The sequence below is a fragment of the Aurantiacibacter odishensis genome (genome assembly GCF_003605195.1).
GTDB classification, from domain to species: domain Bacteria; phylum Pseudomonadota; class Alphaproteobacteria; order Sphingomonadales; family Sphingomonadaceae; genus Alteraurantiacibacter; species Alteraurantiacibacter odishensis.
This window is the reverse complement of the sequence record NZ_QYOS01000020.1, coordinates 195,846-215,867: the sequence shown is the minus strand read 5'-3', so window position 1 is coordinate 215,867 and position 20,022 is coordinate 195,846. Positions and strand designations below refer to the sequence as shown.

Below are 20,022 nucleotides of genomic sequence, written 5' to 3'. Positions count from 1 at the left end.
GTGCTGGTCGAGATCATGGCGACCGGCATCTGCCACACCGATGCCTACACGCTGGACGGGCATGACAGCGAGGGCATCTTCCCCTCGGTGCTGGGCCATGAAGGCGCAGGTATCGTGCGCGAGGTCGGCCCCGGCGTTACCAGCGTGAAGCCGGACGATCACGTGATCCCGCTCTACACGCCGGAATGCCGCCAGTGTAAGTCATGCCTTTCGGGCAAGACCAACCTGTGCACCGCGATCCGCGCAACCCAGGGCAAGGGCCTGATGCCCGATGGCACCACGCGCTTCTCCTACCAAGGCAAGCCGATCTACCACTACATGGGCTGCTCCACCTTTTCGAACTTCACCGTGCTGCCGGAAATCGCGGTTGCGAAGATCCGCGAGGACGCACCGTTCCAGACCAGCTGCTACATCGGCTGCGGCGTGACCACGGGCGTTGGCGCTGTCACCAACACCGCCAAGGTGCAGGTGGGCGATAACGTGGTGGTCTTCGGCCTCGGCGGGATCGGCCTCAACGTGATCCAGGGCGCGCGCCTTGCCGGGGCGAACCAGATCATCGGCGTCGACATCAACCCCGACCGCGAGGAATGGGGCCGCAAGTTCGGCATGACCGACTTCCTCAATACGAAGGGCATGAGCCGCGAGGACATCGTCGCCAAGATCGTCGAGATGACCGACGGCGGCGCGGACTACACCTTCGATGCCACCGGCAACACCGAAGTGATGCGTACCGCGCTGGAGGCCTGCCACCGCGGCTGGGGCACCAGCGTCATCATCGGCGTGGCCGAAGCGGGCAAGGAAATTGCCACCCGTCCGTTCCAGCTCGTGACGGGCCGCAACTGGCGCGGCACCGCCTTCGGCGGGGCTAAGGGCCGCACCGACGTGCCCAAGATCGTGGACATGTATATGCAGGGCAAGATCGAGATCGACCCGATGATCACCCACGTCATGGGCCTCGAAGAAATCAACACAGCCTTCGACCTCATGCACGAGGGCAAGTCGATCCGCTCGGTGGTGGTCTACTAGGCATTCGGTGACGAGGCCGCCCTAAGGGCAGATTGCAAAAAACGGGCGGCCCGGCCAATCATTCTTTCACAATGCTGAAAATTTCAGCTATGTGATGAAACAAGAGAATCGCGTTCGGCGATACGTTGCCGTGCGCCAATGGAAGAGAGGACAAAACACCCATGCTGAACCACGTTTTTCTGGGCACCAACGATGTCGAGAAGTCGCGCGCTTTCTATAATGCGACGATGGATGCGATCGGCGTAAAGCCGGTGAACGAGCTGCCGCACGCCACGATCTACGCCAACGAAGGCGGCGCGGTGGCCGTGGGCAAGCCTGCAAACGGCGAAGCGGCAAACCCGTCGAACGGCGCGACGCTGGGTTTCAAGGCGAAGAACTACGACGAAGTGAACGCCTGGCACGCGGCAGGCCTCGCCAACGGCGGCACCGACGAAGGCGCACCCGGCGTTCGCGAGAACAGCCCCGGCCAGATGTACGGCGCCTACCTGCGCGATCCGGACGGCAACAAGATCTGCGTCTTCTGCCCCAACGAAAACGCCTGATCGGGAGAGCGGCCATGTTCAGCCACATGATGGTGGGGTCGAACGACCTCGATAAAGCCAAGACCTTCTACGATGCGCTGTTCGGGGTGCTCGGTGCGAAAGAAGGCGTGATCGATAGCAAGGGCCGGCTCGTCTATCTGCACAATGGCGCTGTGTTCCTTGTGACCAAGCCCATCGACGGCAATCCGGCGACGTGCGCCAACGGTGCCACCATCGGCTTCGCCATGGAAAGCACGCAGCAGGCCGACGAGTGGCACGATGCAGGGGCAGCGGCAGGCGGCACCTCCATCGAGGATCCGCCCGGCTGGCGCCAGAACGACTTCGGTCGCCTCTACCTCGCTTACCTGCGCGATCCCGATGGCAACAAGCTGTGCGCCATGCACCGCGAGGCCTCCTGATGGCTCTGGAAACCGTCAGCGAAACGAAGTGCTTCGGCGGCAATCAGGGCGTCTACAGGCACACCAGCACGTCCACCGGCACCGACATGACGTTCCAGGTGTTCGTACCCGAGCACCGCGAAGGCGAGAAGCTGCCGGTGCTCTGGTGGCTGTCGGGCCTCACCTGCACGCACGAAAACGCGATGATAAAGTGCCACTACCACCAGGCCTGCGCCGAACACGGCGTGATCCTGGTCGGCCCGGACACGAGCCCGCGCGGTGAAGGCGTGCCCGATGACGAAGCCTACGATTTCGGCCAAGGCGCGGGCTTCTACGTGAACGCCACGCAGGAGCCATGGGCGAAGCATTTCCAGATGCGGCGCTATGTCGAGGAGGAACTGCCCGCGCTGGTGGCGGAAAACTTCCCGGTCGACATGGAGCGGCAGGGCATCTCCGGCCACTCGATGGGCGGCCACGGCGCGCTGACGGTATCCTTGCGCAATCCCGGTCGGTTCCGCTCGACCAGCGCGTTCTCGCCCATCGTCAGCCCGATGAATTGCCCCTGGGGCGAAAAGGCGCTGACCGGCTACCTCGGCGACGATCGCGACGCCTGGCGCGAATACGACGCCTGCGCCCTGATCGAGGACGGCGCGCGGATCGATCACCTGCTGGTGGAACAGGGCCGCGCCGACAATTTCCTCGAGGACGAACTGAAGACCTGGCTGCTGGAGGATGCTGTCCGCAAGGCCGGCATGAACGCCAGCATCGCGATGCAGGAAGGGTACGACCACTCGTACTTCTTCGTCTCCACCTTCATCGCCGAACATATCAAGTGGCACGCAGAAAGACTCAAGGCATGAGCGAGAAGAGCGAACTCCTGGGCGAGATCATCGCCCGCCACCACCACCGCGAGGGGCCGCTGCTGCCGATCCTCAACGACGTGCAGGCCGAACTCGGCTGCGTCGATGCGGAAAGCGAGGCGCTGATCGCCAAGGGGCTGAACCTCTCGCGCGCCGACGTGCACGGCACGGTCAGCTTCTATCACGATTACAAGATCAAGGCTGACCCGCGCCCCGTGGTGCAGGTGTGCCGCGCAGAGGCGTGCAAGGCGCGCGGCGTGGAACGCATCATCGACAAGGCCACCGCCGCCGCGGGCGAGCGGGTGAAGATCGAGACGGTCTACTGCCTCGGCCTGTGCAGCGCCGGCCCCGCCGCGCGCACGGGAGACGACCTGCACATCCGCCTCGACGAGGCTGGAATCACCAAGCTGGTAGAAAACGCATGACCATCGTTCGCATTTCCGACGACGCCCTCGCCAGAGCAGGCGGCGCAGACAAGCTGGCTGCGGCATTCGAGAAGAAAGGCTGCGAAGTCCATCGCACCTCCAGCTGGGGGATGCACTGGCTGGAGCCGCTGGTGGAGATCGACGGCGAAGGCTTCGGCCCCGCGACGCTGGACGATGTCGACGCCATTCTCGATGGCAAGTCGGACAAGTCCATCGGCACAATCGAGGACCATCCCTTCATCGCCACGCAGACGCGCATCACGTTCAAACGCGCCGGCAAGACCCGTCCGCTCAGCCTGGAAGACTACGAGGCGACCGGCGGCTGGGCTGGCCTTAAGCGCGCGCGCCAGATCGGCAGCGAAGCCATCGTGGAAGAGGTGAAGCACTCGGGCCTGCGTGGTCGCGGCGGTGCGGGCTTCCCCACCGGCATCAAGTGGGACACGGTGATGAAAGCGCCGGGCCCGCAGAAATACATCGTGTGCAACGCCGACGAAGGCGACAGCGGCACCTTTGCCGATCGCATGGCGATGGAAGGCGATCCCTTCGCGCTGATCGAAGGCATGGCGATCGCGGGCGAGGCCGTGGGCGCGAACCAGGGCTACATCTACCTGCGAAGCGAATATCCCGATGCGATCCGCAAGCTGAACGCCGCGCTGGAACTGTGCGAAGACATCATCACGCCGTTCAAGTGCGAGGTTCGCGTGGGCGCGGGCGCTTATGTCTGCGGCGAGGAAACATCGCTGCTCAACAGTCTCGAAGGCAAGCGCGGCGAAGTGCGCGCCAAGCCGCCGCTCCCTGCGCTCGAAGGCTTCCTCGGCAAGCCGACCGTGGTGAACAACGTGCTGAGCCTGCAGGCCGTGCCGCATATCCTGACGGAAGGCGGGGCAGAGCAGTACAAGAACGCAGGCTTCGGCCGTTCGCGTGGCACCATGCCGATCCAGCTTGCCGGCAACATCAAGCACGGCGGTCTCTACGAAGTCGGCTTCGGCATCACGCTCGACGATCTCGTGAACAAGATCGGCGGCGGCACCGCATCGGGCCGTCCGGTCAAGGCAGTGCAGGTGGGCGGCCCGCTGGGAGCCTACATCCACCCCGACCAGTTCGATATCGAGTTCGATTACGAGACCTACACCGCGGCAGAGGCCCTGATCGGCCACGGCGGCGTGACCGTGTTCGACGACAGCGCCGACATGCTGGAAATGGCGCGGTTCGCCATGGAGTTCTGCTCGGTCGAAAGCTGCGGCAAGTGCACGCCCTGCCGCATCGGCGCGGTGCGCGGCGTGGAAATCCTCGACCGGATCAAGGCAGGCGGGCGGGAGCGCGACGTGATCGAGCTGGCCCCGCAGATGCACAACACGAAGAAGGACAGCGGACGCGACGCGGGCGACGAGATCGGCCTGCTGACGGACCTGTGCGAAACGATGAAGTTCGGCTCGCTGTGCGCGCTGGGCGGGTTCACACCCTACCCGGTGATGAGCGCGCTGCGCCAGTGGCCGGAAGATTTCACGCGCAATCCCGAGCTGGTGAAGCAGGCCCTGCCAGAGGCGGCGGAGTAATGATCCTGGGCGCGGTCCTTGCGGGCGGCAAGTCCTCACGCTTCGGCAGCGACAAGGCGCTTGCCGAATTGGACGGCCGTTCGCTGATCGCCCGCGCGGTCGATACCCTTCGCAGCTATTGCGACAAGGTGGTCGTGGTGGGCCGCGACGAAGCGCCCGCCCCTACCATTCCCGACTGGCCCCGGCCCCACATGGGTCCGCTGGGCGGCATCGCCGGTGCCCTGCGCCACGCGGAGACCGAGGGTTTCGACAGCGTGCTCACCTGCGGGGTCGATTCTGTCGCGCTGCCCGCAAACCTCTTGTCGGTTCTTTCACCGGCCCCGGCATATCTTGAAACACAGCCCGTTATAGGGCATTGGAAAAGCAACCACGCATCCGTCGTTTCGGCCATCCTCCAGAGTGAAGGACGCCATTCGATGCTCGCTTTCGCAGAGGCCGTCAGGGCACGGCCGGTTCAATGCGACGATGTGCCAGCAAATATAAATACTCCCGCAGATCTTGCGGCGATGGAGCGATAGTTATGGGATACGAAGCCCCCAAGGATTTCGGCACTCCGGCAGTCGAGTCGGACCAGACGGTCAGCCTGACGATCGACGGGCGCAAGGTGACGGTGCCTGCCGGCACCAGCGTGATGCGCGCGGCCACGGAAAGCGGCGGCCACATCCCCAAGCTTTGCGCCACCGACAACGTGAAGGCCTTCGGCTCCTGCCGCCTGTGCCTGGTGGAAATCGAGGGCGCGCGCGGCACGCCTGCCAGCTGCACCACCCCCGTCAGCGATGGCATGGTGGTGAAGACGCAGACCCCGCGCCTGGAAAAGCTGCGCCGCGGCGTGATGGAGCTGTATATTTCCGATCACCCGCTGGACTGCCTCACCTGCTCCGCCAACAACGACTGCGAATTGCAGGACGAGGCGGCTGCCGTTGGCCTGCGCGACGTGCGCTATGGCTATGAGGGTGCCAACCATCTCGGCACCATGGACGATACGTCCAACCCCTATTTCGCCTTCCAGCCCGACAAGTGCATCGTCTGCTCGCGCTGCGTGCGCGCCTGCGGAGAGGTGCAGGGCACCTTCGCGCTGACCGTGGACGGACGCGGCTTTGCCAGCGTCATCTCTGCCGGACAGGACGAGGACAACTTCCTTTCCAGCGAATGCGTGTCGTGCGGTGCCTGCGTGCAGGCCTGCCCCACCAGCGCGCTGATGGAAAAGAGCGTGATCGAAGTCGGCAAGCCCGAGCGGTCAGTCGTCACCACCTGCGCCTACTGCGGCGTTGGCTGCACTTTCCGCGCCGAAATGCGCGGCGAACAACTGGTGCGCATGGTGCCTTACAAGGATGGCAAGGCCAACCGCGGCCATAGCTGCGTGAAGGGCCGCTTCGCCTATGGCTACGCCAACCACAAGGATCGCATCACAACGCCGATGGTGCGCGACAAGATCACCGATCCCTGGCGCGAAGTGACCTGGGAAGAGGCGCTGGAATTCACCAGCACCAAGCTGAAAGCGATCAAGCAGGAACACGGCGCGATGGCGCTGGGCGGCATCACCTCCAGCCGCTGCACCAACGAGGAAACCTTCCTCGTGCAGAAACTGATCCGCGCCGTCTTCGGCTCCAACAACACCGACACCTGTGCTCGCGTGTGTCACTCGCCGACGGGCTATGGCCTGAAGACGACGTTCGGCACCAGCGCCGGCACGCAGGATTTCGATTCGGTGCAGCACACCGATGTGGCCCTGGTAATCGGCGCCAACCCGACAGACGGCCACCCCGTCTTCGCCAGCCGCCTGAAGAAGCGCCTGCGCGAAGGTGCAAAGCTGATCGTGATCGACCCGCGCCGCATCGATCTGGTGCGCAGCCCGCACGTGGAGGCGGCGCATCACCTGCCCTTGCAGCCCGGCACCAACGTCGCCGTGCTGACCGCGATGGCGCACGTGATCATCACCGAGGGGCTGGAGAACCGCAAGTTCATCGAGGAGCGCTGCGAAGTCGACGCTTTCGAGGAATGGGCCCGCTTCGTTTCCGACGAACGCCATTCGCCCGAAACGCTGGAACCCGTCACCCGCGTTCCCGCCGAAGACCTGCGCGAAGCCGCGCGCCTCTACGCCACCGGCGGCAATGCCGCGATCTACTACGGCCTCGGCGTGACCGAGCACTCGCAGGGATCGTCCACCGTGATGGCGATTGCCAATCTTGCCATGTGCACCGGCAACATCGGCAAGAAGGGCGTGGGCGTGAACCCGCTGCGCGGCCAGAACAACGTGCAGGGTGCCTGCGACATGGGCAGCTTCCCGCACGAACTGCCTGGCTATCGCCACCTGTCGGACGGCGAGACCCGCGCCATGTTCGAAAAGGACTGGGGCGTGTCGCTCGATCCCAATCCGGGCCTGCGCATCAACAACATGCTCGATGCCGCCGTGGATGGCACGTTCAAGGCGATCTACATCCAGGGCGAGGACATCCTGCAGTCCGATCCCAACACCCAGCACGTGGCCGATGGCCTCTCGGCGATGGAATGCGTGATCGTGCACGATCTCTTCCTCAACGAGACCGCCAACTACGCCCACGTCTTCCTGCCGGGTTCGACCTTCCTCGAGAAGAACGGCACTTTCACCAACGCCGAGCGCCGCATCCAGCCGGTGCGCAAGGTGATGTCGCCCGCCAACGGTTACGAGGACTGGGAAGTCACGCAGCTGCTCGCCAATGCGCTGGGGGCGGAGTGGAACTACACCCACCCCAGCGAGATTCTCGATGAGATCGCCCGCCTAACCGGCAGCTTTGCCGGGGTCAGCTGGGACATGCTTAACGAGCGCGGCAGCGTGCAGTGGCCGGTGAACGAGAAGCACCCGGACGGCTCGCCCGTCATGCACATGGAAGGTTTCGTGCGCGGCAAGGGCCTGTTCGTGGTGACGGACTATGTACCCACCGACGAGAAGACCGGCCCGCGCTTCCCGCTGCTACTGACCACCGGCCGCATCCTCAGCCAGTACAACGTCGGCGCGCAGACGCGGCGCACGGCCAACACCGTGTGGCACCCGGAAGACCTGCTGGAAGTCCACCCCACCGATGCCGAGAACCGCGGCCTGAAAGACGGTGACTGGGCCAAGCTCGCCAGCCGCACGGGCGAGACCACGCTGCGCGTGAAGGTGACGGACCGGGTGGCACCGGGCGTGGTCTACACCACGTTCCACCACCCTGCGACGCAGGCCAACGTCGTCACCACCGACTTCTCCGACTGGGCCACCAACTGTCCAGAATACAAGGTGACTGCGGTGCAGGTTACGCCCAGCAACGGCCCGACCGACTGGCAGGAAAGCTACGAAAGCTGGTCCGAGAAATCCCGCCGTATCGCCGGCGAGGACTCGATGGAGCCGGCGGAATGAGCAAGTCCACCCACGAAACGCTGATCCGGTTCGCCAACCAGATCGCCAAGAACTTCGTCGCCATCGGGCACGACAAGGCGGTGCTGGCCACGGCGGACCATATCGACAGCTTCTGGGATCCGCGCATGAAGGCGGGCATCTTCAACGGCGACCGCTCCGGGCTGGACCCGATCGCGGCGGAAGCCATCGAGCACCTGATGGAAAAGGGCAATCCCGGTTCGCAGACGCGCGCCACGGATTTTTCCAAGAAGGGCGAACTGCACAACTCGGATGCCGGATAGACCGATCCAGCACGCTGCCGATGGCAGCACGAAAACTATCGAGCGCGAATGGGTCCCCGAAGTCCCGGTCGCGCTCGAATACAATGGGCTGTCCTACGCGGTGATGATGGCCAGCCCGCACGACCTGGAAGATTTCGCGCGCGGCTTTGCCCTGACGGAAGGGCTGGCGAGATCGCCTGACGACATTACCGACATTGCCGTCGTCGAGGTCGAACACGGCTGGATCGCTCGCGCGCAACTGACCGGCCTCGGCATCGAAAAACTGACCGAGCGCGTGCGCACCCGCGTGGCGGAATCGAGCTGCGGATTGTGCGGGATCGAGAACCTGGAGGCGGTCAGCACACCATTGCCCCGCGTGGCCACGCACGAAGCGCTCGAACCCCAAGCCATCTTCGCCGCGCTAGGCAAGCTGCGCGATCACCAGCCGCTGACCACGGCAACGGGCGCGGCCCACGCCGCCGCCTTCTGCGCACCCGACGGCGCGATCCTGCAGGCGCGCGAGGATGTGGGGCGGCACAACGCCATGGACAAGCTGATCGGCGCGCTCGCGCTGGCAGGACAGGGTGCATCAGACGGCTTCATCCTCTCCAGCGCGCGATGCTCCTACGAGATCGTGGAGAAGGCCGTGCGCGCTGGCGCCACGCGGCTCGTCACCATTTCACTGCCCACCTCGATGGCGGTGGAGCGCGCCCGCGCGGCGGGCCTCAGCCTGTGGTGCCTGGCGCGCGACGACAGCGTGCTGTGCGTGAACAACGGAGCTGTCCCGAAGTAATCCATGTGGCGAAGCTGCAACAATTTGGCAGCACTTGTGGTATAGACGGGAACCTGTTCTCTCATCTGGCGCTAGTTTCACATGGATGCGACGATATCAGCACTGTTGCCACTGACACTGCTCGACAGTCTTGCCGCCATGCCCATCGGGCCCTTCGCCCTTCCCGCGCTCATCGCCGCCGTCACCGCCTCGCTCGTCGCCATGTCAGTGCCCGGCGCGGTCAACACCATGTCGTTCCTGAGCGGCCTCGTGCTGGGCGTCGGCGGCATTTTCGTCGTCGTGCTCGGATGCGCGCTCGGCACCCACCTGCTGTTCCTCGCCACGCGCCGTTGGCTTGGTGAACGGATGCAGCGCCGGTTCGGCGCGAAGCTCCAGGGGGTGCAGGAGCACTTGGCCCGGCGCGGCCCCGTCTACGTGGTGGGCGCGAGGCTGGGCGGCGTGCCACACGTGGTGGTCACGGCGGGCTGTGCCGCTACACCGATGACCATGCGCGCGTTCCTCGGCGCCAGTATGCTGGGAATGCTGCCTGCGATACTGCTCTCGGCCCTCGCGGGGACCGGTCTCGCCGCTTTCTGAAACACCGGGCCGACTATCCAGGCCATTATAAGGATAGTGTTTACCCCGCACCTTTAGAAGCGTCCGGGTCATGCACGTTTCATCGCCGCATCCCCTGTGACAATCAGCGCGATCATCGCGATGACGGCTCTCGTCGCGGGCCTGTGCGTTGTATGCGCCCTCGCCTTCGCCGCGCTGCATCGCAATTCGGCAGTGGCATGGATGGCTATTGCCCTGGCGATCGGCGTTCTCGAAAGCCTCGCGCTCAAGGATGGCAACATCTCCCGGCTGGACCTGTGGCTGACCGCGGCGACGGTGCCGATGTCCTATGTCTGCGTGGGCGAATCCATTCGCAGCGCCTATGGCCGTGCGCGTTCCTCATGGCGATGCTTCGCAATAAGCGGCGCAGCGGTGTTGGCGTCGCTCCTGTTCCTGCTAGCGCCACTGCCGCCTGTCCTGCAGTTCCTGCCAGCGCAACTCGTCGGCGCAGCGGCGCTGGCGAGGGCCGTGGCCGTCGTGCGCCAGGACGGACGCAAGGGCGATTTCATCGATGTCGGCCTTGCTGTGACACTGTCTCTCGTCACCGCCATCTACATCGTTCGTGTGCCGGTCTTCCCCGTGCTTGTGGGCCTCGGATCCCCCTTCGCTGCGATTCCCCGGCAGAGCCTGCAGGACATGCTCATCATCGCCTTCGCGGTGCTGGTACCAGCAGTCGTGTTCCTGACGCTCGCGCGCGTGATCTTGAACGCCCTGCAGACCTACAGGCTACGGGCCGAGCACGATTTCCTTACCAGTCTGCCCAACCGCCGCGCATTCGAAAGCGTTGCCGGGCACCGCACGCGCGGCACCGGCTCGCTGGTGGTTTGCGATATCGACAACTTCAAGCGCATTAACGACGGCTTCGGCCATTCCGCCGGCGACGCGGTGATCCGCGCCGTCGCCTCGCTGCTGGAAGGTCGCGGCATGGCTGCGCGCATAGGCGGGGAGGAATTCGCGATCTGGATGCCGCGCACCAGTGTCGAGGACGCCCGCCAGCACGCCGAGAAGCTGCGCGGCGAGCTGATGTCGCTCAAGGTCATCGAACTGGCCGACGATTACCGGATCACCGCCAGCTTCGGCGTAGCTCCCTGCGGCAGGGACATTCCGCTTTCGCAGGCCATGATCGCGGCGGACCGGGCGCTCTACATGGCGAAGAACTCGGGGCGTAACCGCGTATGCATCGGCACTGCCTCGCGACCCGAACCCAAGCGGGAGCCGCTGCGCGAACGCGCCGCGGCCTAGCGGCTAAGCTGGAAAACCGCGTGCTCGGCGCGCCAGTTGGCGTTCTGGCTGCCGATCTCCTCCCCATTGGCGAAGAACCAGTTGCCCGCCACTTTCACGTCGCGCTCGGCCAGGAATTCGCGGAAGTCCGCGATGGTCACGTGATGAATGTTCGCGGTTTCGTACCAGCTGCCCGGCAAGTGACGCGAGATCGGCATCCGTCCGGTGCGCAGCAGCGCCAGCCGCATCCGCCAATAGGCGAAGTTGGGGAAGCTCACGAAAGCCTCCCGCCCCACGCGCAGCAATTGCTCCAGCAGCCAGTCGGGGCGCTGCGCGGTTTGCAGGGTCTGGCTGAGGATAGCCACGTCGAACGCCCCGTCGGGGTAATCGGCAAGGTCGCGGTTGGCATCGCCCTGCACGACGGAAAGCCCGCGGGCCACTGCCGCGGCAACGGCTTCGGGGTCGATTTCCATGCCACGCGCGTCGCAGCCGCTTTGCGATTGCAGCGCCTCCATCAGGTCGCCCTCGCCGCAGCCGACATCGAGCACGCGGCTGCCGGAAGGCACGTGCGCGGCAATCTTGGCAAGGTCCGCGCGCAAGGTCATGCGATGAAGCCTTCCACCACGCGGTCCAGCGCAGGCACGTCGAGCAGGAAGCTGTCGTGCCCGTAGGGGGCGGAAAGTTCCACGAAACTGACGGGCGCGGCCACGGCATTGAGCGCGTGGACCACCTCGCGCATGTCGGCAGTGGTGTAAAGCCAGTCGGTATCGAAGCTGACGAGGCAGAAGCGGGTGTCTTTCGCCCCGCGGAAGGCATCGGCCAGCAGGCCGCCGTGTTCCTCGGCGAGGTCGAAATAATCCATCGCGCGGGTGATGTAGAGATAGCTGTTTGCGTCGAACCGGTCGGTGAAGCTCAGCCCCTGGTAACGCAGGTAGCTTTCCACCTGGAAATCGGCATCGAAGCCAAAACTCTTGGCTTCCCTGTCCTGCAAACGCCGCCCGAATTTCTCGGTTAGCCCTTCTTCGGAGAGGTAGGTGATATGCGCCGCCATGCGCGCCACCGCCAGGCCCTTGGCAGGCGCCTCGCCATGGTAATAGTCGCCGCCATGCCAGTTGGGATCGGCCATGATCGCCTGCCGACCCATCTCGTGAAACGCGATGTTCTGCGCGGTGTGCCGCGCGGTGGTGGCGATGGCGAGCACCCGGTCCGTGCGTTCCGGGAAATTGGCCGCGCAGGACAGCGCCTGCATCCCGCCCATCGATCCGCCGACGACCGCGTGCAGTTTCTCGATGCCCAGCATGTCGAGCATGGCCATCTGCGCGCGCACCATGTCGCGGATGGTGATGACCGGGAACTCCATGCCGTAAGGTTCGCCATCCGGCCCTGTGCTGGAGGGGCCAGTGGAGCCGAGGCAGCTGCCGATCACGTTGGCGCAGATCACTTGGAAGCGATCCGTATCGATGGGCTTGCCGGGGCCGACCATGCGTTCCCACCAGCCCGGCTTGCCGGTAACGGGGTTGGTGCCCGCCACGAACTGGTCGCCCGTCAGCGCGTGGAAGATCAGCACGGCGTTGCTCTTGTCCGCCGCCAGCTCGCCGTATGTCTCGTAGGCGACCTGCACGCCCGCCAGCTCGCGCCCGCTATCCAGCGGGAGCGGCGCGTCCAGCGTGAGGCTGCGGAAGTCGATTGCGGTTGTCGTGGCCATGATCTCGGTCTGGCGCAATTGGGGGAGGTAAAGCACACTGTCAATCGCCGCGAAGGACGGCTATGCGCGCCTTCGCAACTGACGAGACAGACGCCATGGCCGATTACACCCGCCCCCAGATGAAGCCCTATGTCGAGGCGATCCACGCCTACGTGCCGGGCAAGTCGAAATCCGCCGACGGGCGCGAGCTGGTGAAGCTGTCCGCGAACGAGAACCCGCTGGGCTGTTCTCCCTTGGCGCTGGAGGCGCTGGAGAAGGTGCAGTCGCCCGCGCCCTACCCCGATCCCGGCTCCACCGCCCTGCGCGAAGCTATCGGCAAGGTGCACGGGATCGACCCTGCGCGCATCGTGTGCGGCACTGGCTCGGACGAACTGCTCAACCTTGCGGCCCAGGCCTTTGCGGGGCCGGGTGACGAAGTGATGTTCAGCCGCTTCAGCTTCTCTGTCTACGATATCGCAGCCCGCCGCTGCGGCGCGACGCCGGTGGAGGTGGACGACGCCGATTTCACCGCCGATGTCGATGCACTGCTGGCCGCCGTCACGCCCGATACGCGCGTCGTCTTCATCGCCAATCCCAACAATCCCACGGGCACCTTCCTGCCGCGCGAGGAGCTTGCCCGCCTGCACGCAGGGCTTCCCGCAGACGTGCTGCTGGTGATCGACCAAGCCTACGGCGAGTACGTTACTGCCGACATGGACGATGGCGGGCTGGAACTTGCCGCCGCGCACGCGAACGTGCTGGTGACGCGAACCTTTTCCAAGATCTACGGCCTTGCCGGTGAACGTATCGGCTGGGCCACCGGAGCGCCGCACCTGATCGACGCGCTCAATCGCATTCGCGGGCCCTTCAACGTCACCACCAGCGGCCAGCGCGCGGGGATCGCGGCCATGGGCGACCAGGATTTCGTCACTCGCAGCCGCGAACACAACGCCGCTGTCCGTGCGCGGTTTACGGAAGCGGTGGAGAGCCTCGGCAACCACGGGCTGCGCGCCGTGCCGAGCGAGGCCAACTTCGTGCTCGTGCTGTTTCAGGGGGCGGTGACAGCCGAAGCCGCGCTGCACGCCATTGCCGATGCAGGTTATGCCGTGCGTCACCTGCCGGGCCAGGGCCTGCCCCATGCTCTGCGCATCACGATCGGCACCGACGCGCAGATGGCCGACATCGCCGACGCCCTGCGCCAGCTTTGCGAGAGCGGCGCATGAGCTTCAACCACGTCGCCATCATCGGCCTCGGCCTGCTGGGCGGTTCCATCGGCCTCGCCGTCAGGGAGCACCTGCCCGAGGTCACGACCACCGGCTACGACGCCGATGCCAAGGTGCGCGAGCGCGCCCGTGAGCGTGCCCTTGCCGGCACCATCGCGGACGATCCGGCAGAGGCCGTGCGCGGGGCGGACCTCGTGATCCTGTGCGTGCCTGTGGGCGCGATGGAAGCGGCCGCTGCGGCCATAGCACCGGGCCTGCAGCCTGACGCCGTGGTGAGCGATGTCGGCTCCTCCAAGATCAGTGTGTCGCAAAGCCTCGCCCGCGCCTTGCCCGAACACGTCATCATTCCCGCCCACCCCGTTGCCGGCACCGAGCAATCGGGGCCGGACGCAGGCTTTGCCAGCCTGTTCCACCATCGCTGGTGTATCATCACGCCGCCCGAAGGCGCGCCCGAGGACAAGGTGGAGGCGCTGACGACGTTCTGGCGCGGACTGGGCTCCACCGTGGAGATCATGGATGCCGAACATCACGATCGCGTGCTGGCTGTCACCAGCCACATCCCCCACCTGATCGCCTACACCATCGTGGGCACGGCGAGCGACCTGGAGGAAGTGACCCGCAGCGAGGTCATCAAGTATTCCGCCGGTGGCTTTCGCGATTTCACCCGCATCGCTGCCAGCGACCCTGTCATGTGGCGCGACGTCTTCCTCAACAATCGCGACGCCGTGCTCGACATGCTCGACCGGTTCCTCACCGACCTTGCGATGATGCGCGAGGCGATCAAGGCGGGCGACGGGGAGATGATGTTCGACCAGTTCTCCAAGACCCGCGCCATCCGCCGCCGGATCATCGAGCACGGACAGGACGACGCGCGGCCGGACTTCGGCCGCCACGATCATGACTAGTCTATTTTAGTAGGTTTACTCCGCCGCTTCTTTCTCGGCGAATTCCAGCGTGGCGAGGAAGCGTTCGGCATCCAGCGCGGCCATGCAGCCCGTGCCCGCCGCCGTCACTGCCTGGCGATAGGTGTGGTCCATCACGTCGCCACAGGCGAATACGCCGGGAATGGCGGTCTTGGGCGTGCCGGGTTCGACCAGCAGGTAGCCGCTGTCGTCCATCGGCAGCTTGCCCTTGAACAGCTCGGTCGCGGGCGCGTGGCCGATGGCGACGAAGGCCCCGTCCACTTCCAGCTCGCTTTTCTCGCCGGTCACGGTGTCGACCAGTTCCAGCTTCGCCAGCGCGCCGTTCTCGCCCGCCACGAAACGCTCCACCGTCTTGTTCCACAGCGTCGAGATCTTGTCGGACTTGAACAGGCGTTCCTGCAGGATCTTCTCGCTGCGCAGTTCGTCGCGGCGGTGGATCAGGGTCACGTCGTCGGAATGGTTGGTGAGGTAGAGCGCTTCCTCGACGGCGGTGTTGCCGCCGCCGATCACGGCCACCTTCTTGCCGCGGTAGAAGAACCCGTCGCAGGTCGCGCAGGCGGAAACGCCCTTGCCGCCCAGTTCCTGCTCACCCGGCACGCCCAGCCACTTGGCCTGCGCGCCGGTGGCGATCACCAGCACGTCGCCCACGTATTCATCGCCCGAATCGCCGATGGCCCTGAACGGGGAGCCGCCTTCGAGGTCCACTTCCACGATGGTGTCCCACATCATGCGGGTGCCCACGTGTTCTGCCTGCGCCTGCATCTGCTCCATCAGCCACGGGCCCTGGATCACGTCGGCAAAGCCGGGATAGTTCTCCACGTCGGTGGTGATGGTCAGCTGGCCGCCGGGTTGCAGGCCCTGCACGACAATTGGCTCCATCCCGGCGCGCGCGCCGTAGATGGCGGCGGAGTATCCGGCGGGGCCGGAGCCGATGATGAGCATGCGGGTGCGATGGGTGGTCATGGTCGTCTCGATTCGCTTGTGGAACGAGTCAGGTAGGAACCGAGCCGATTCGGTGCAAGCGACGCGGCTGCCTTCTCAACGGCGCCCTTCACCGGCCCGCAATGGCCGAGCGTGATGGTGCGGGCGGCAATGTGGAACGCGCAAGTGGCCCTTTTCGAAAAGTTCCGCTCTATCCCCTTTACGGATGGGAGCCGCCTGCGAATGTGTAACCTTCCGATTTTCGATCTGGCCTGGCGCGGCATGAGGCTTTCCTTTCGAGGCGAGTTACCTCTCCCATGCAGGCTGGGGTAGGAAAGCGCAGACCGGTAAAGCGAGGCAGCTCGACATGTGAAAAGGGAGCGAACCCTTTACGGGCCGCTCCCTTCACGATCTCGATAGGTCTTGCGATCAGGCCGCAGGCGTCTTCGGTGTCTTCGGCGTGGCGGGTGCCGCAGGCTCCTCCTTCGACTTGTCCGCCAGTCGCTTCACCAGGTAGCCGCCACCGGCCAGCGCCAGCAGGGTGGGAAGACGCAGGCGGCGCACCAGCGGTACGGCAACTGCGCCCAGAACCGCACCAGTGGTGCCGCCCATCTTGCGGCTTTCGTTACCCAGTTTCGCGCCGATCCCGGCGCCGATAAGCTTGCCAATCATGTGAAATCTCCTTTGCCGGTCAAACGGTCAAGCCGAGGCAATGGTTCCGCCGGAAAAGGCGGGTTCAGCCGTTCCTCAGCGACCGCGCCATCCGCATGTCCTTCACCGCATCGGCGTCCTCGATGGAAAGGTCGTCCTGGCGCGGAATGACGCTGAGCGTGCCATTGGTTTCCAGCACCACCCAGTTGGCATCGCGCACCGATGTCATGCCGTTTCCGCGCAGGGCCGTCATGATCTCGTCCTTGCTGATCCTTGTTTTCGTCATGGCGCGTTCCAGAAACTGCCCCTTGTGAGTCAGCAGCACGGGCTCCTGCTTCACCACGGCTTCTGCGGCGGAGGACTTGCGGGTGACCCACGTGAGGAGGAACTGCAGGCCGGTGAGCACGACGATCGCGACGAGAGCGGCAAGCAGCGACACGTCCTCCAGCAGGACGCCGCTGGCCGCGAGGCTGCCGATCATCACGTTGATGATCCAGTCGAAGCTGTTGAGCTGGCTGGTGGTGCGTGAACCGTTGACGCGCACGATCAGGATGATCGCCAGGTATGCCAGCACCGCCGCCAGCGCGACTTCGCCAAGCTGGCTCCAACTGGTTTCGAACAGGGAAAACGCGCTGCGGTTCATGTTACCCGGTAGCCGATGGGTTTGAACGTGCCGCCATTCGACGCATAGGCCGAACAGGCGGTCAGCCCGATCACGAGGTCCATCTGCGCTTCCAGCCTCAGCACGTCACCCGCCTTGGAAATGGGCGGCTCGACGGACAGCTTGCCGGTTTCCCCATCGACGGGGACATTCATGAACACGTTGAACGCGCAGGGGATGTCGTCGGGCGCGATGCCATACGGTTCCAGCGCGGCGGCAAGATTGCCGAAGCAGCCGCGGTGCACCGGCTTGTCGGGATAGAAGTGGCGGAACGTGTCCTTGCTGCACGGGGTGAGCAGGAAGTCGTGCGATCCCACATCGTCATGCGTGATCTTGAGCATCGGGTTCGACCTGTTGGACCACAAGGTGCTGCCGCTGGTCAGCCTGATCGTTTCCTCGTAATCGAAAGTCCTCCCGTTGGAGAGGCTTTCGCGCGGATCGTCGCTGGCGAAGGCGAGCAGGTCCGACACCTGGCCACCCTCCAGGTCGATCACTTCGAGTTGCTGACCGCGTTTCAGTTTGAAAGCCGTCCCGCTGCGGGGTTCGATTCTTACCATATCGGCGCTCATGATCGCACGTCCTCGAAAGGCGGTGTCCATCCGTCATCGACCATTCGCCCGCTGTACTGGCGCGCCTCGCTGGCTTCGCCGTGGCGGGAGAGCATGGGGTTGAGATCGCCTGCCAGTTTCCTGTCCCTTTCGAGAATGGCTTCGCGCATCCGTTCGTACTTGCCCTGCTGTCGCAGGCGTTCGAACTGGTCGTGCAGGTTGAAAACCAGCGCGGGCTTTGGAAACCGCCGCGCCGGGCGGGAGGCGTTCGGATGCATCCCCACGACAAAGAAGGCTTCGCCGCCGAAGCTGAGGCTGAAATGCGGACTGCCGGGATCGGCGCTGACGCGCGCATCGTATTCCTGACCGCGCCAGTGATCCTTGTCCGCCAGCGATTGCAGCCGCTCCCACAGGCAGGTTTCGAACTCCTCCTCGGAAAGCGAATCCGGCCCCTCGAACACCACGACAAGGCTGCGAAGGCCCTGCGGGTCGTTTCGATAGGCGAAGGCCCATTCCAGCAGCGCCTCGTGAATGGCCACGTCGTTCCAGGCGCTGGTCATGTCCCGCGCCTCGACAACGCGCAGGTTTCCCGTCGCCAGGGCAGACTTGGCGCCAAGGCAGGGGAAACCCTTGTCCTGAATGTATTGCGCGAACTGTTCATCGACGTTCGCGGCTTCTTGTGTCATCACCATGAGTCTCTCCAACTCTTTGGGATAACAGCCCCTCGGCAGGGCGGATGTTCCGCCTTTAGCAAATATCAAAGTGGCGCAGCGCCGCCTCGCGTAAAGACCGCAGGGGATGCTGGACCCGCGGTGCGACGGGTGTGACTTGCAGGCCGGGGGCGTAGCCATAGGCAGCTGCGCGTGCGGCCTGTGCGCGTGTCATTTCCACGGCCCCTGCATAGTCCCGGTTGCCATCGTAAACCGGGCTATCGACCTCGACCGGATCGAGACCGCAGAACCGCGCCACGCTGCCGACGCAGCCTTCCGGATCGGCGACAAGATCCTCGTAGCGCACCACCATGGCGGCGTGAAGGTAGTCGAGGTCGCGGCAGGCGAGGTCGTAGGCCGCCAGGGCATAGTCGATCAGCGCGGGTGCGGGGTTGTCGGTCCACTTGGCCAGCGCGGCGGCCATGGCTTCGGGGTGGCGCAGGACGACGACGAACTGGCTCAATGGGAACAACTGCTGGTACAGCCGCATCCGCGTGAGGTTGACGGGCGATTTCTCGATCCGCCAGCTTCCGCCGCCGCTGAACCAGGGGTTCCAATCGTGCTCGATGCGGCGGCGAACCTCCAGAGTGTCAAAGCGCGACTGTTCCACCAGGTGCTGCTCCGGATCGGTCGCGAAGTGGCCGGGGATGCCGTGGCGCGCGGTGTGCGGGATGGCGCCTTGCAGGTAGGCGCCCTCGTTTTCGGGAACGGGCGCGTCCGTGATCGCATCGATCTCGGGATGGCTGGCCAGCAGCTTTGCGATCAGGCTGGTGCCCGTGCGGTGCAAGCCGCCGACGAAGAGGTAGCGGCGAAAGACCGGCGCGGTCATTCGGGCTGCAATTCGTCGACCATCCCAAGCGTCTCGTCGCCGTAGAGATAGGCGGGATCGAACTTCCCGAACGCTTCCAGCCCCGCGCGGTTGTCGCAATAGAAGCGGCCCCGGCGAAATTCGCCAAGGCCCATCGCGTTCAGAGAACTCAAACAGCGACTGAGGTGAACCGGCGTCGTGCCACATATCTCGGCGATGTGGCTTTGCGTCAGCGGACTGTTGAAACCGTCCTTCTTCGCACCGCCGACCAGATCCAGCCGCGCCCAGGTTTCCGCCATGAAATGCGCGGCACGGGCATCTGCGCGCAGCTGTTTTGACTTGAGAATCCACTCGCGGTGGATCGCTGCGTCGAGCAGGGTGGCGAACCACAGCACGCGGGCGAAATGCGCGTTGCCTTCTATCGCCTTTTTCAGGTCGGCGTGCTGCGCATAGGCGATGCGGCACGCCCCCAGCGCCTCGATGTTGTGGTCGAGCCGCTTCAGGGCAAAGGAGTGCAGGTCCACGAAATCGCCGGAAACCTGCAGGCCAACGATATGCTTCCTGCCGTCCGCTTCCAGCGTGCGCAGCATGAAGCCTTCGATCAGGATCATGCTCTTGTCATAGACACGTCCTGCCTCCAGGACGACTGCGCCCGAGGCGACGCTCTCCTCGACCGCGCAGACCTCCTCCAGCAGGGACTTTTCCTCGCTGGTCATCAAGTGGCGCAGGCGGTTCTTCAGGAAAGCTTGCGTGGCCGGATAGGCCTGGTTTTCACGTGCCATGGGAATGGTTCCTCGTCGCTCCTTCCTGCGCACTCAATTTTTCAGGCGAGGTATCGGTTCCCGCCGGAACGGCGTGGCTCG

23 protein-coding genes are annotated in these 20,022 nt (G+C 64.8%); 14 read left to right on the top strand and 9 right to left on the bottom strand.

Features of this window, described 5'->3' with window-relative positions:
• The 12 genes from D4Q51_RS04330 to D4Q51_RS04275 all read left to right on the top strand — a co-directional run.
• Positions 1 to 1,026: S-(hydroxymethyl)glutathione dehydrogenase/class III alcohol dehydrogenase (locus D4Q51_RS04330; protein WP_120076515.1), on the top strand; the 1,026-nt coding region annotated here is incomplete at its 5' end.
• Positions 1,027 to 1,187: 161 nt separating this feature from the next.
• On the top strand, positions 1,188 to 1,568 hold the full coding sequence (locus D4Q51_RS04325) for a VOC family protein (RefSeq protein WP_120076514.1): 381 nt from the start codon (positions 1,188 to 1,190) through the stop codon (positions 1,566 to 1,568).
• 14 nt (positions 1,569 to 1,582) lie between these two features.
• Positions 1,583 to 1,966, top strand: coding sequence for a VOC family protein (locus D4Q51_RS04320; RefSeq protein WP_120076513.1), 384 nt, complete (start codon positions 1,583 to 1,585; stop codon positions 1,964 to 1,966).
• Positions 1,966 to 2,805 (top strand): S-formylglutathione hydrolase, encoded by an 840-nt coding sequence (gene fghA, locus D4Q51_RS04315; RefSeq protein ID WP_120076512.1) that lies wholly within the window; start codon positions 1,966 to 1,968, stop codon positions 2,803 to 2,805. The genes D4Q51_RS04320 and fghA overlap by 1 nt, the downstream gene beginning before the upstream one ends.
• A complete protein-coding gene (locus D4Q51_RS04310; RefSeq protein ID WP_120076511.1) occupies positions 2,802 to 3,230 on the top strand; it encodes an NAD(P)H-dependent oxidoreductase subunit E in 429 nt (142 codons plus the stop codon). Before fghA ends, D4Q51_RS04310 begins: the two co-directional genes overlap by 4 nt.
• Positions 3,227 to 4,786, top strand: a complete 1,560-nt coding sequence (locus D4Q51_RS04305) for an NADH-ubiquinone oxidoreductase-F iron-sulfur binding region domain-containing protein (protein WP_120076510.1) — start codon at positions 3,227 to 3,229, stop codon at positions 4,784 to 4,786. The genes D4Q51_RS04310 and D4Q51_RS04305 overlap by 4 nt, the downstream gene beginning before the upstream one ends.
• The gene (gene mobA / locus D4Q51_RS04300; RefSeq protein ID WP_120076509.1) at positions 4,786 to 5,304 is read left to right on the top strand and encodes a molybdenum cofactor guanylyltransferase; all 519 of its coding nucleotides are present in this window, start codon (positions 4,786 to 4,788) and stop codon (positions 5,302 to 5,304) included. Before D4Q51_RS04305 ends, mobA begins: the two co-directional genes overlap by 1 nt.
• A gap of 2 nt (positions 5,305 to 5,306) precedes the next feature.
• Positions 5,307 to 8,162 (top strand): formate dehydrogenase subunit alpha, encoded by a 2,856-nt coding sequence (gene fdhF, locus D4Q51_RS04295; RefSeq protein WP_120076508.1) that lies wholly within the window; start codon positions 5,307 to 5,309, stop codon positions 8,160 to 8,162.
• Positions 8,159 to 8,443 carry a formate dehydrogenase subunit delta gene (locus D4Q51_RS04290; RefSeq protein WP_120076507.1) on the top strand — a complete coding sequence of 95 codons (285 nt, stop codon included), beginning with the start codon at positions 8,159 to 8,161 and terminating at the stop codon, positions 8,441 to 8,443. The genes fdhF and D4Q51_RS04290 overlap by 4 nt, the downstream gene beginning before the upstream one ends.
• The gene (gene fdhD / locus D4Q51_RS04285) at positions 8,433 to 9,215 is read left to right on the top strand and encodes a formate dehydrogenase accessory sulfurtransferase FdhD (RefSeq protein WP_120076506.1); all 783 of its coding nucleotides are present in this window, start codon (positions 8,433 to 8,435) and stop codon (positions 9,213 to 9,215) included. Before D4Q51_RS04290 ends, fdhD begins: the two co-directional genes overlap by 11 nt.
• A 105-nt stretch (positions 9,216 to 9,320) precedes the next feature.
• On the top strand, positions 9,321 to 9,791 hold the full coding sequence (locus D4Q51_RS04280) for a VTT domain-containing protein (protein ID WP_162925134.1): 471 nt from the start codon (positions 9,321 to 9,323) through the stop codon (positions 9,789 to 9,791).
• A 120-nt stretch (positions 9,792 to 9,911) separates the two neighbouring features.
• The gene (locus D4Q51_RS04275) at positions 9,912 to 11,051 is read left to right on the top strand and encodes a GGDEF domain-containing protein (protein ID WP_162925133.1); all 1,140 of its coding nucleotides are present in this window, start codon (positions 9,912 to 9,914) and stop codon (positions 11,049 to 11,051) included.
• On the opposite strand, the gene metW is transcribed toward D4Q51_RS04275, so the two are convergent.
• Together metW and metX are read right to left on the bottom strand one after the other, a co-directional pair.
• Positions 11,048 to 11,635: a methionine biosynthesis protein MetW gene (gene metW / locus D4Q51_RS04270; RefSeq protein ID WP_120076503.1), complete on the bottom strand. Its 588-nt coding sequence runs from the start codon at positions 11,633 to 11,635 to the stop codon at positions 11,048 to 11,050. The two genes, D4Q51_RS04275 and metW, sit on opposite strands and share 4 nt — an antisense overlap.
• Complete coding sequence (gene metX, locus D4Q51_RS04265) at positions 11,632 to 12,735, bottom strand: homoserine O-acetyltransferase MetX (RefSeq protein WP_120076538.1); 1,104 nt, start codon at positions 12,733 to 12,735, stop codon at positions 11,632 to 11,634. Before metX ends, metW begins: the two co-directional genes overlap by 4 nt.
• A 62-nt stretch (positions 12,736 to 12,797) precedes the next feature.
• Here metX and hisC point away from each other — a divergent pair, with 62 nt between their 5' ends.
• Together hisC and D4Q51_RS04255 are read left to right on the top strand one after the other, a co-directional pair.
• Positions 12,798 to 13,937 (top strand): histidinol-phosphate transaminase, encoded by a 1,140-nt coding sequence (gene hisC / locus D4Q51_RS04260; RefSeq protein ID WP_420807525.1) that lies wholly within the window; start codon positions 12,798 to 12,800, stop codon positions 13,935 to 13,937.
• On the top strand, positions 13,934 to 14,842 hold the full coding sequence (locus tag D4Q51_RS04255; protein WP_120076502.1) for a prephenate/arogenate dehydrogenase family protein: 909 nt from the start codon (positions 13,934 to 13,936) through the stop codon (positions 14,840 to 14,842). Before hisC ends, D4Q51_RS04255 begins: the two co-directional genes overlap by 4 nt.
• A gap of 15 nt (positions 14,843 to 14,857) precedes the next feature.
• Here the strand turns inward: D4Q51_RS04255 and trxB are convergent, their stop codons facing one another.
• The 7 genes from trxB to D4Q51_RS04220 all read right to left on the bottom strand — a co-directional run bounded on the left by trxB (position 14,858) and on the right by D4Q51_RS04220 (position 19,941).
• Complete coding sequence (gene trxB / locus D4Q51_RS04250) at positions 14,858 to 15,823, bottom strand: thioredoxin-disulfide reductase (RefSeq protein ID WP_120076501.1); 966 nt, start codon at positions 15,821 to 15,823, stop codon at positions 14,858 to 14,860.
• 387 nt (positions 15,824 to 16,210) lie between these two features.
• On the bottom strand, positions 16,211 to 16,453 hold the full coding sequence (locus D4Q51_RS04245) for a hypothetical protein (RefSeq protein ID WP_120076500.1): 243 nt from the start codon (positions 16,451 to 16,453) through the stop codon (positions 16,211 to 16,213).
• 64 nt (positions 16,454 to 16,517) lie between these two features.
• Entirely contained in the window at positions 16,518 to 17,075 is a 558-nt protein-coding gene (locus D4Q51_RS04240) for a DUF421 domain-containing protein (protein ID WP_120076499.1), read from the bottom strand.
• Entirely contained in the window at positions 17,072 to 17,662 is a 591-nt protein-coding gene (locus D4Q51_RS04235) for a DUF1989 domain-containing protein (protein WP_120076498.1), read from the bottom strand. The genes D4Q51_RS04240 and D4Q51_RS04235 overlap by 4 nt, the downstream gene beginning before the upstream one ends.
• Positions 17,659 to 18,327, bottom strand: a complete 669-nt coding sequence (gene gntA, locus D4Q51_RS04230; protein ID WP_240624561.1) for a guanitoxin biosynthesis heme-dependent pre-guanitoxin N-hydroxylase GntA — start codon at positions 18,325 to 18,327, stop codon at positions 17,659 to 17,661. Before gntA ends, D4Q51_RS04235 begins: the two co-directional genes overlap by 4 nt.
• 61 nt (positions 18,328 to 18,388) lie before the next feature.
• Positions 18,389 to 19,180, bottom strand: a complete 792-nt coding sequence (locus D4Q51_RS04225) for a sulfotransferase family protein (protein WP_120076496.1) — start codon at positions 19,178 to 19,180, stop codon at positions 18,389 to 18,391.
• Positions 19,177 to 19,941: a Crp/Fnr family transcriptional regulator gene (locus D4Q51_RS04220; protein ID WP_120076495.1), complete on the bottom strand. Its 765-nt coding sequence runs from the start codon at positions 19,939 to 19,941 to the stop codon at positions 19,177 to 19,179. The genes D4Q51_RS04225 and D4Q51_RS04220 overlap by 4 nt, the downstream gene beginning before the upstream one ends.
• Between the last annotated feature and the right edge of the window lie 81 nt (positions 19,942 to 20,022).

Bases quoted from the DNA above. Each gene is read 5' to 3' on its own strand.
- D4Q51_RS04325 (WP_120076514.1), top strand. From the start codon at position 1,188: ATGCTGAACCACGTTTTTCTGGGCACCAACGATGTCGAGAAGTCGCGC.
- D4Q51_RS04320 (WP_120076513.1), top strand. From the start codon at position 1,583: ATGTTCAGCCACATGATGGTGGGGTCGAACGACCTCGATAAAGCCAAG.
- fghA (WP_120076512.1), top strand. From the start codon at position 1,966: ATGGCTCTGGAAACCGTCAGCGAAACGAAGTGCTTCGGCGGCAATCAG.
- D4Q51_RS04310 (WP_120076511.1), top strand. From the start codon at position 2,802: ATGAGCGAGAAGAGCGAACTCCTGGGCGAGATCATCGCCCGCCACCAC.
- D4Q51_RS04305 (WP_120076510.1), top strand. From the start codon at position 3,227: ATGACCATCGTTCGCATTTCCGACGACGCCCTCGCCAGAGCAGGCGGC.
- mobA (WP_120076509.1), top strand. From the start codon at position 4,786: ATGATCCTGGGCGCGGTCCTTGCGGGCGGCAAGTCCTCACGCTTCGGC.
- fdhF (WP_120076508.1), top strand. From the start codon at position 5,307: ATGGGATACGAAGCCCCCAAGGATTTCGGCACTCCGGCAGTCGAGTCG.
- D4Q51_RS04290 (WP_120076507.1), top strand. From the start codon at position 8,159: ATGAGCAAGTCCACCCACGAAACGCTGATCCGGTTCGCCAACCAGATC.
- fdhD (WP_120076506.1), top strand. From the start codon at position 8,433: ATGCCGGATAGACCGATCCAGCACGCTGCCGATGGCAGCACGAAAACT.
- D4Q51_RS04275 (WP_162925133.1), top strand. From the start codon at position 9,912: ATGACGGCTCTCGTCGCGGGCCTGTGCGTTGTATGCGCCCTCGCCTTC.
- metW (WP_120076503.1), bottom strand. From the start codon at position 11,635: ATGACCTTGCGCGCGGACCTTGCCAAGATTGCCGCGCACGTGCCTTCC.
- metX (WP_120076538.1), bottom strand. From the start codon at position 12,735: ATGGCCACGACAACCGCAATCGACTTCCGCAGCCTCACGCTGGACGCG.
- hisC (WP_420807525.1), top strand. From the start codon at position 12,798: ATGCGCGCCTTCGCAACTGACGAGACAGACGCCATGGCCGATTACACC.
- D4Q51_RS04255 (WP_120076502.1), top strand. From the start codon at position 13,934: ATGAGCTTCAACCACGTCGCCATCATCGGCCTCGGCCTGCTGGGCGGT.
- trxB (WP_120076501.1), bottom strand. From the start codon at position 15,823: ATGACCACCCATCGCACCCGCATGCTCATCATCGGCTCCGGCCCCGCC.
- D4Q51_RS04245 (WP_120076500.1), bottom strand. From the start codon at position 16,453: ATGATTGGCAAGCTTATCGGCGCCGGGATCGGCGCGAAACTGGGTAAC.
- D4Q51_RS04240 (WP_120076499.1), bottom strand. From the start codon at position 17,075: ATGAACCGCAGCGCGTTTTCCCTGTTCGAAACCAGTTGGAGCCAGCTT.
- D4Q51_RS04235 (WP_120076498.1), bottom strand. From the start codon at position 17,662: ATGAGCGCCGATATGGTAAGAATCGAACCCCGCAGCGGGACGGCTTTC.
- gntA (WP_240624561.1), bottom strand. From the start codon at position 18,327: ATGACACAAGAAGCCGCGAACGTCGATGAACAGTTCGCGCAATACATT.
- D4Q51_RS04225 (WP_120076496.1), bottom strand. From the start codon at position 19,180: ATGACCGCGCCGGTCTTTCGCCGCTACCTCTTCGTCGGCGGCTTGCAC.
- D4Q51_RS04220 (WP_120076495.1), bottom strand. From the start codon at position 19,941: ATGGCACGTGAAAACCAGGCCTATCCGGCCACGCAAGCTTTCCTGAAG.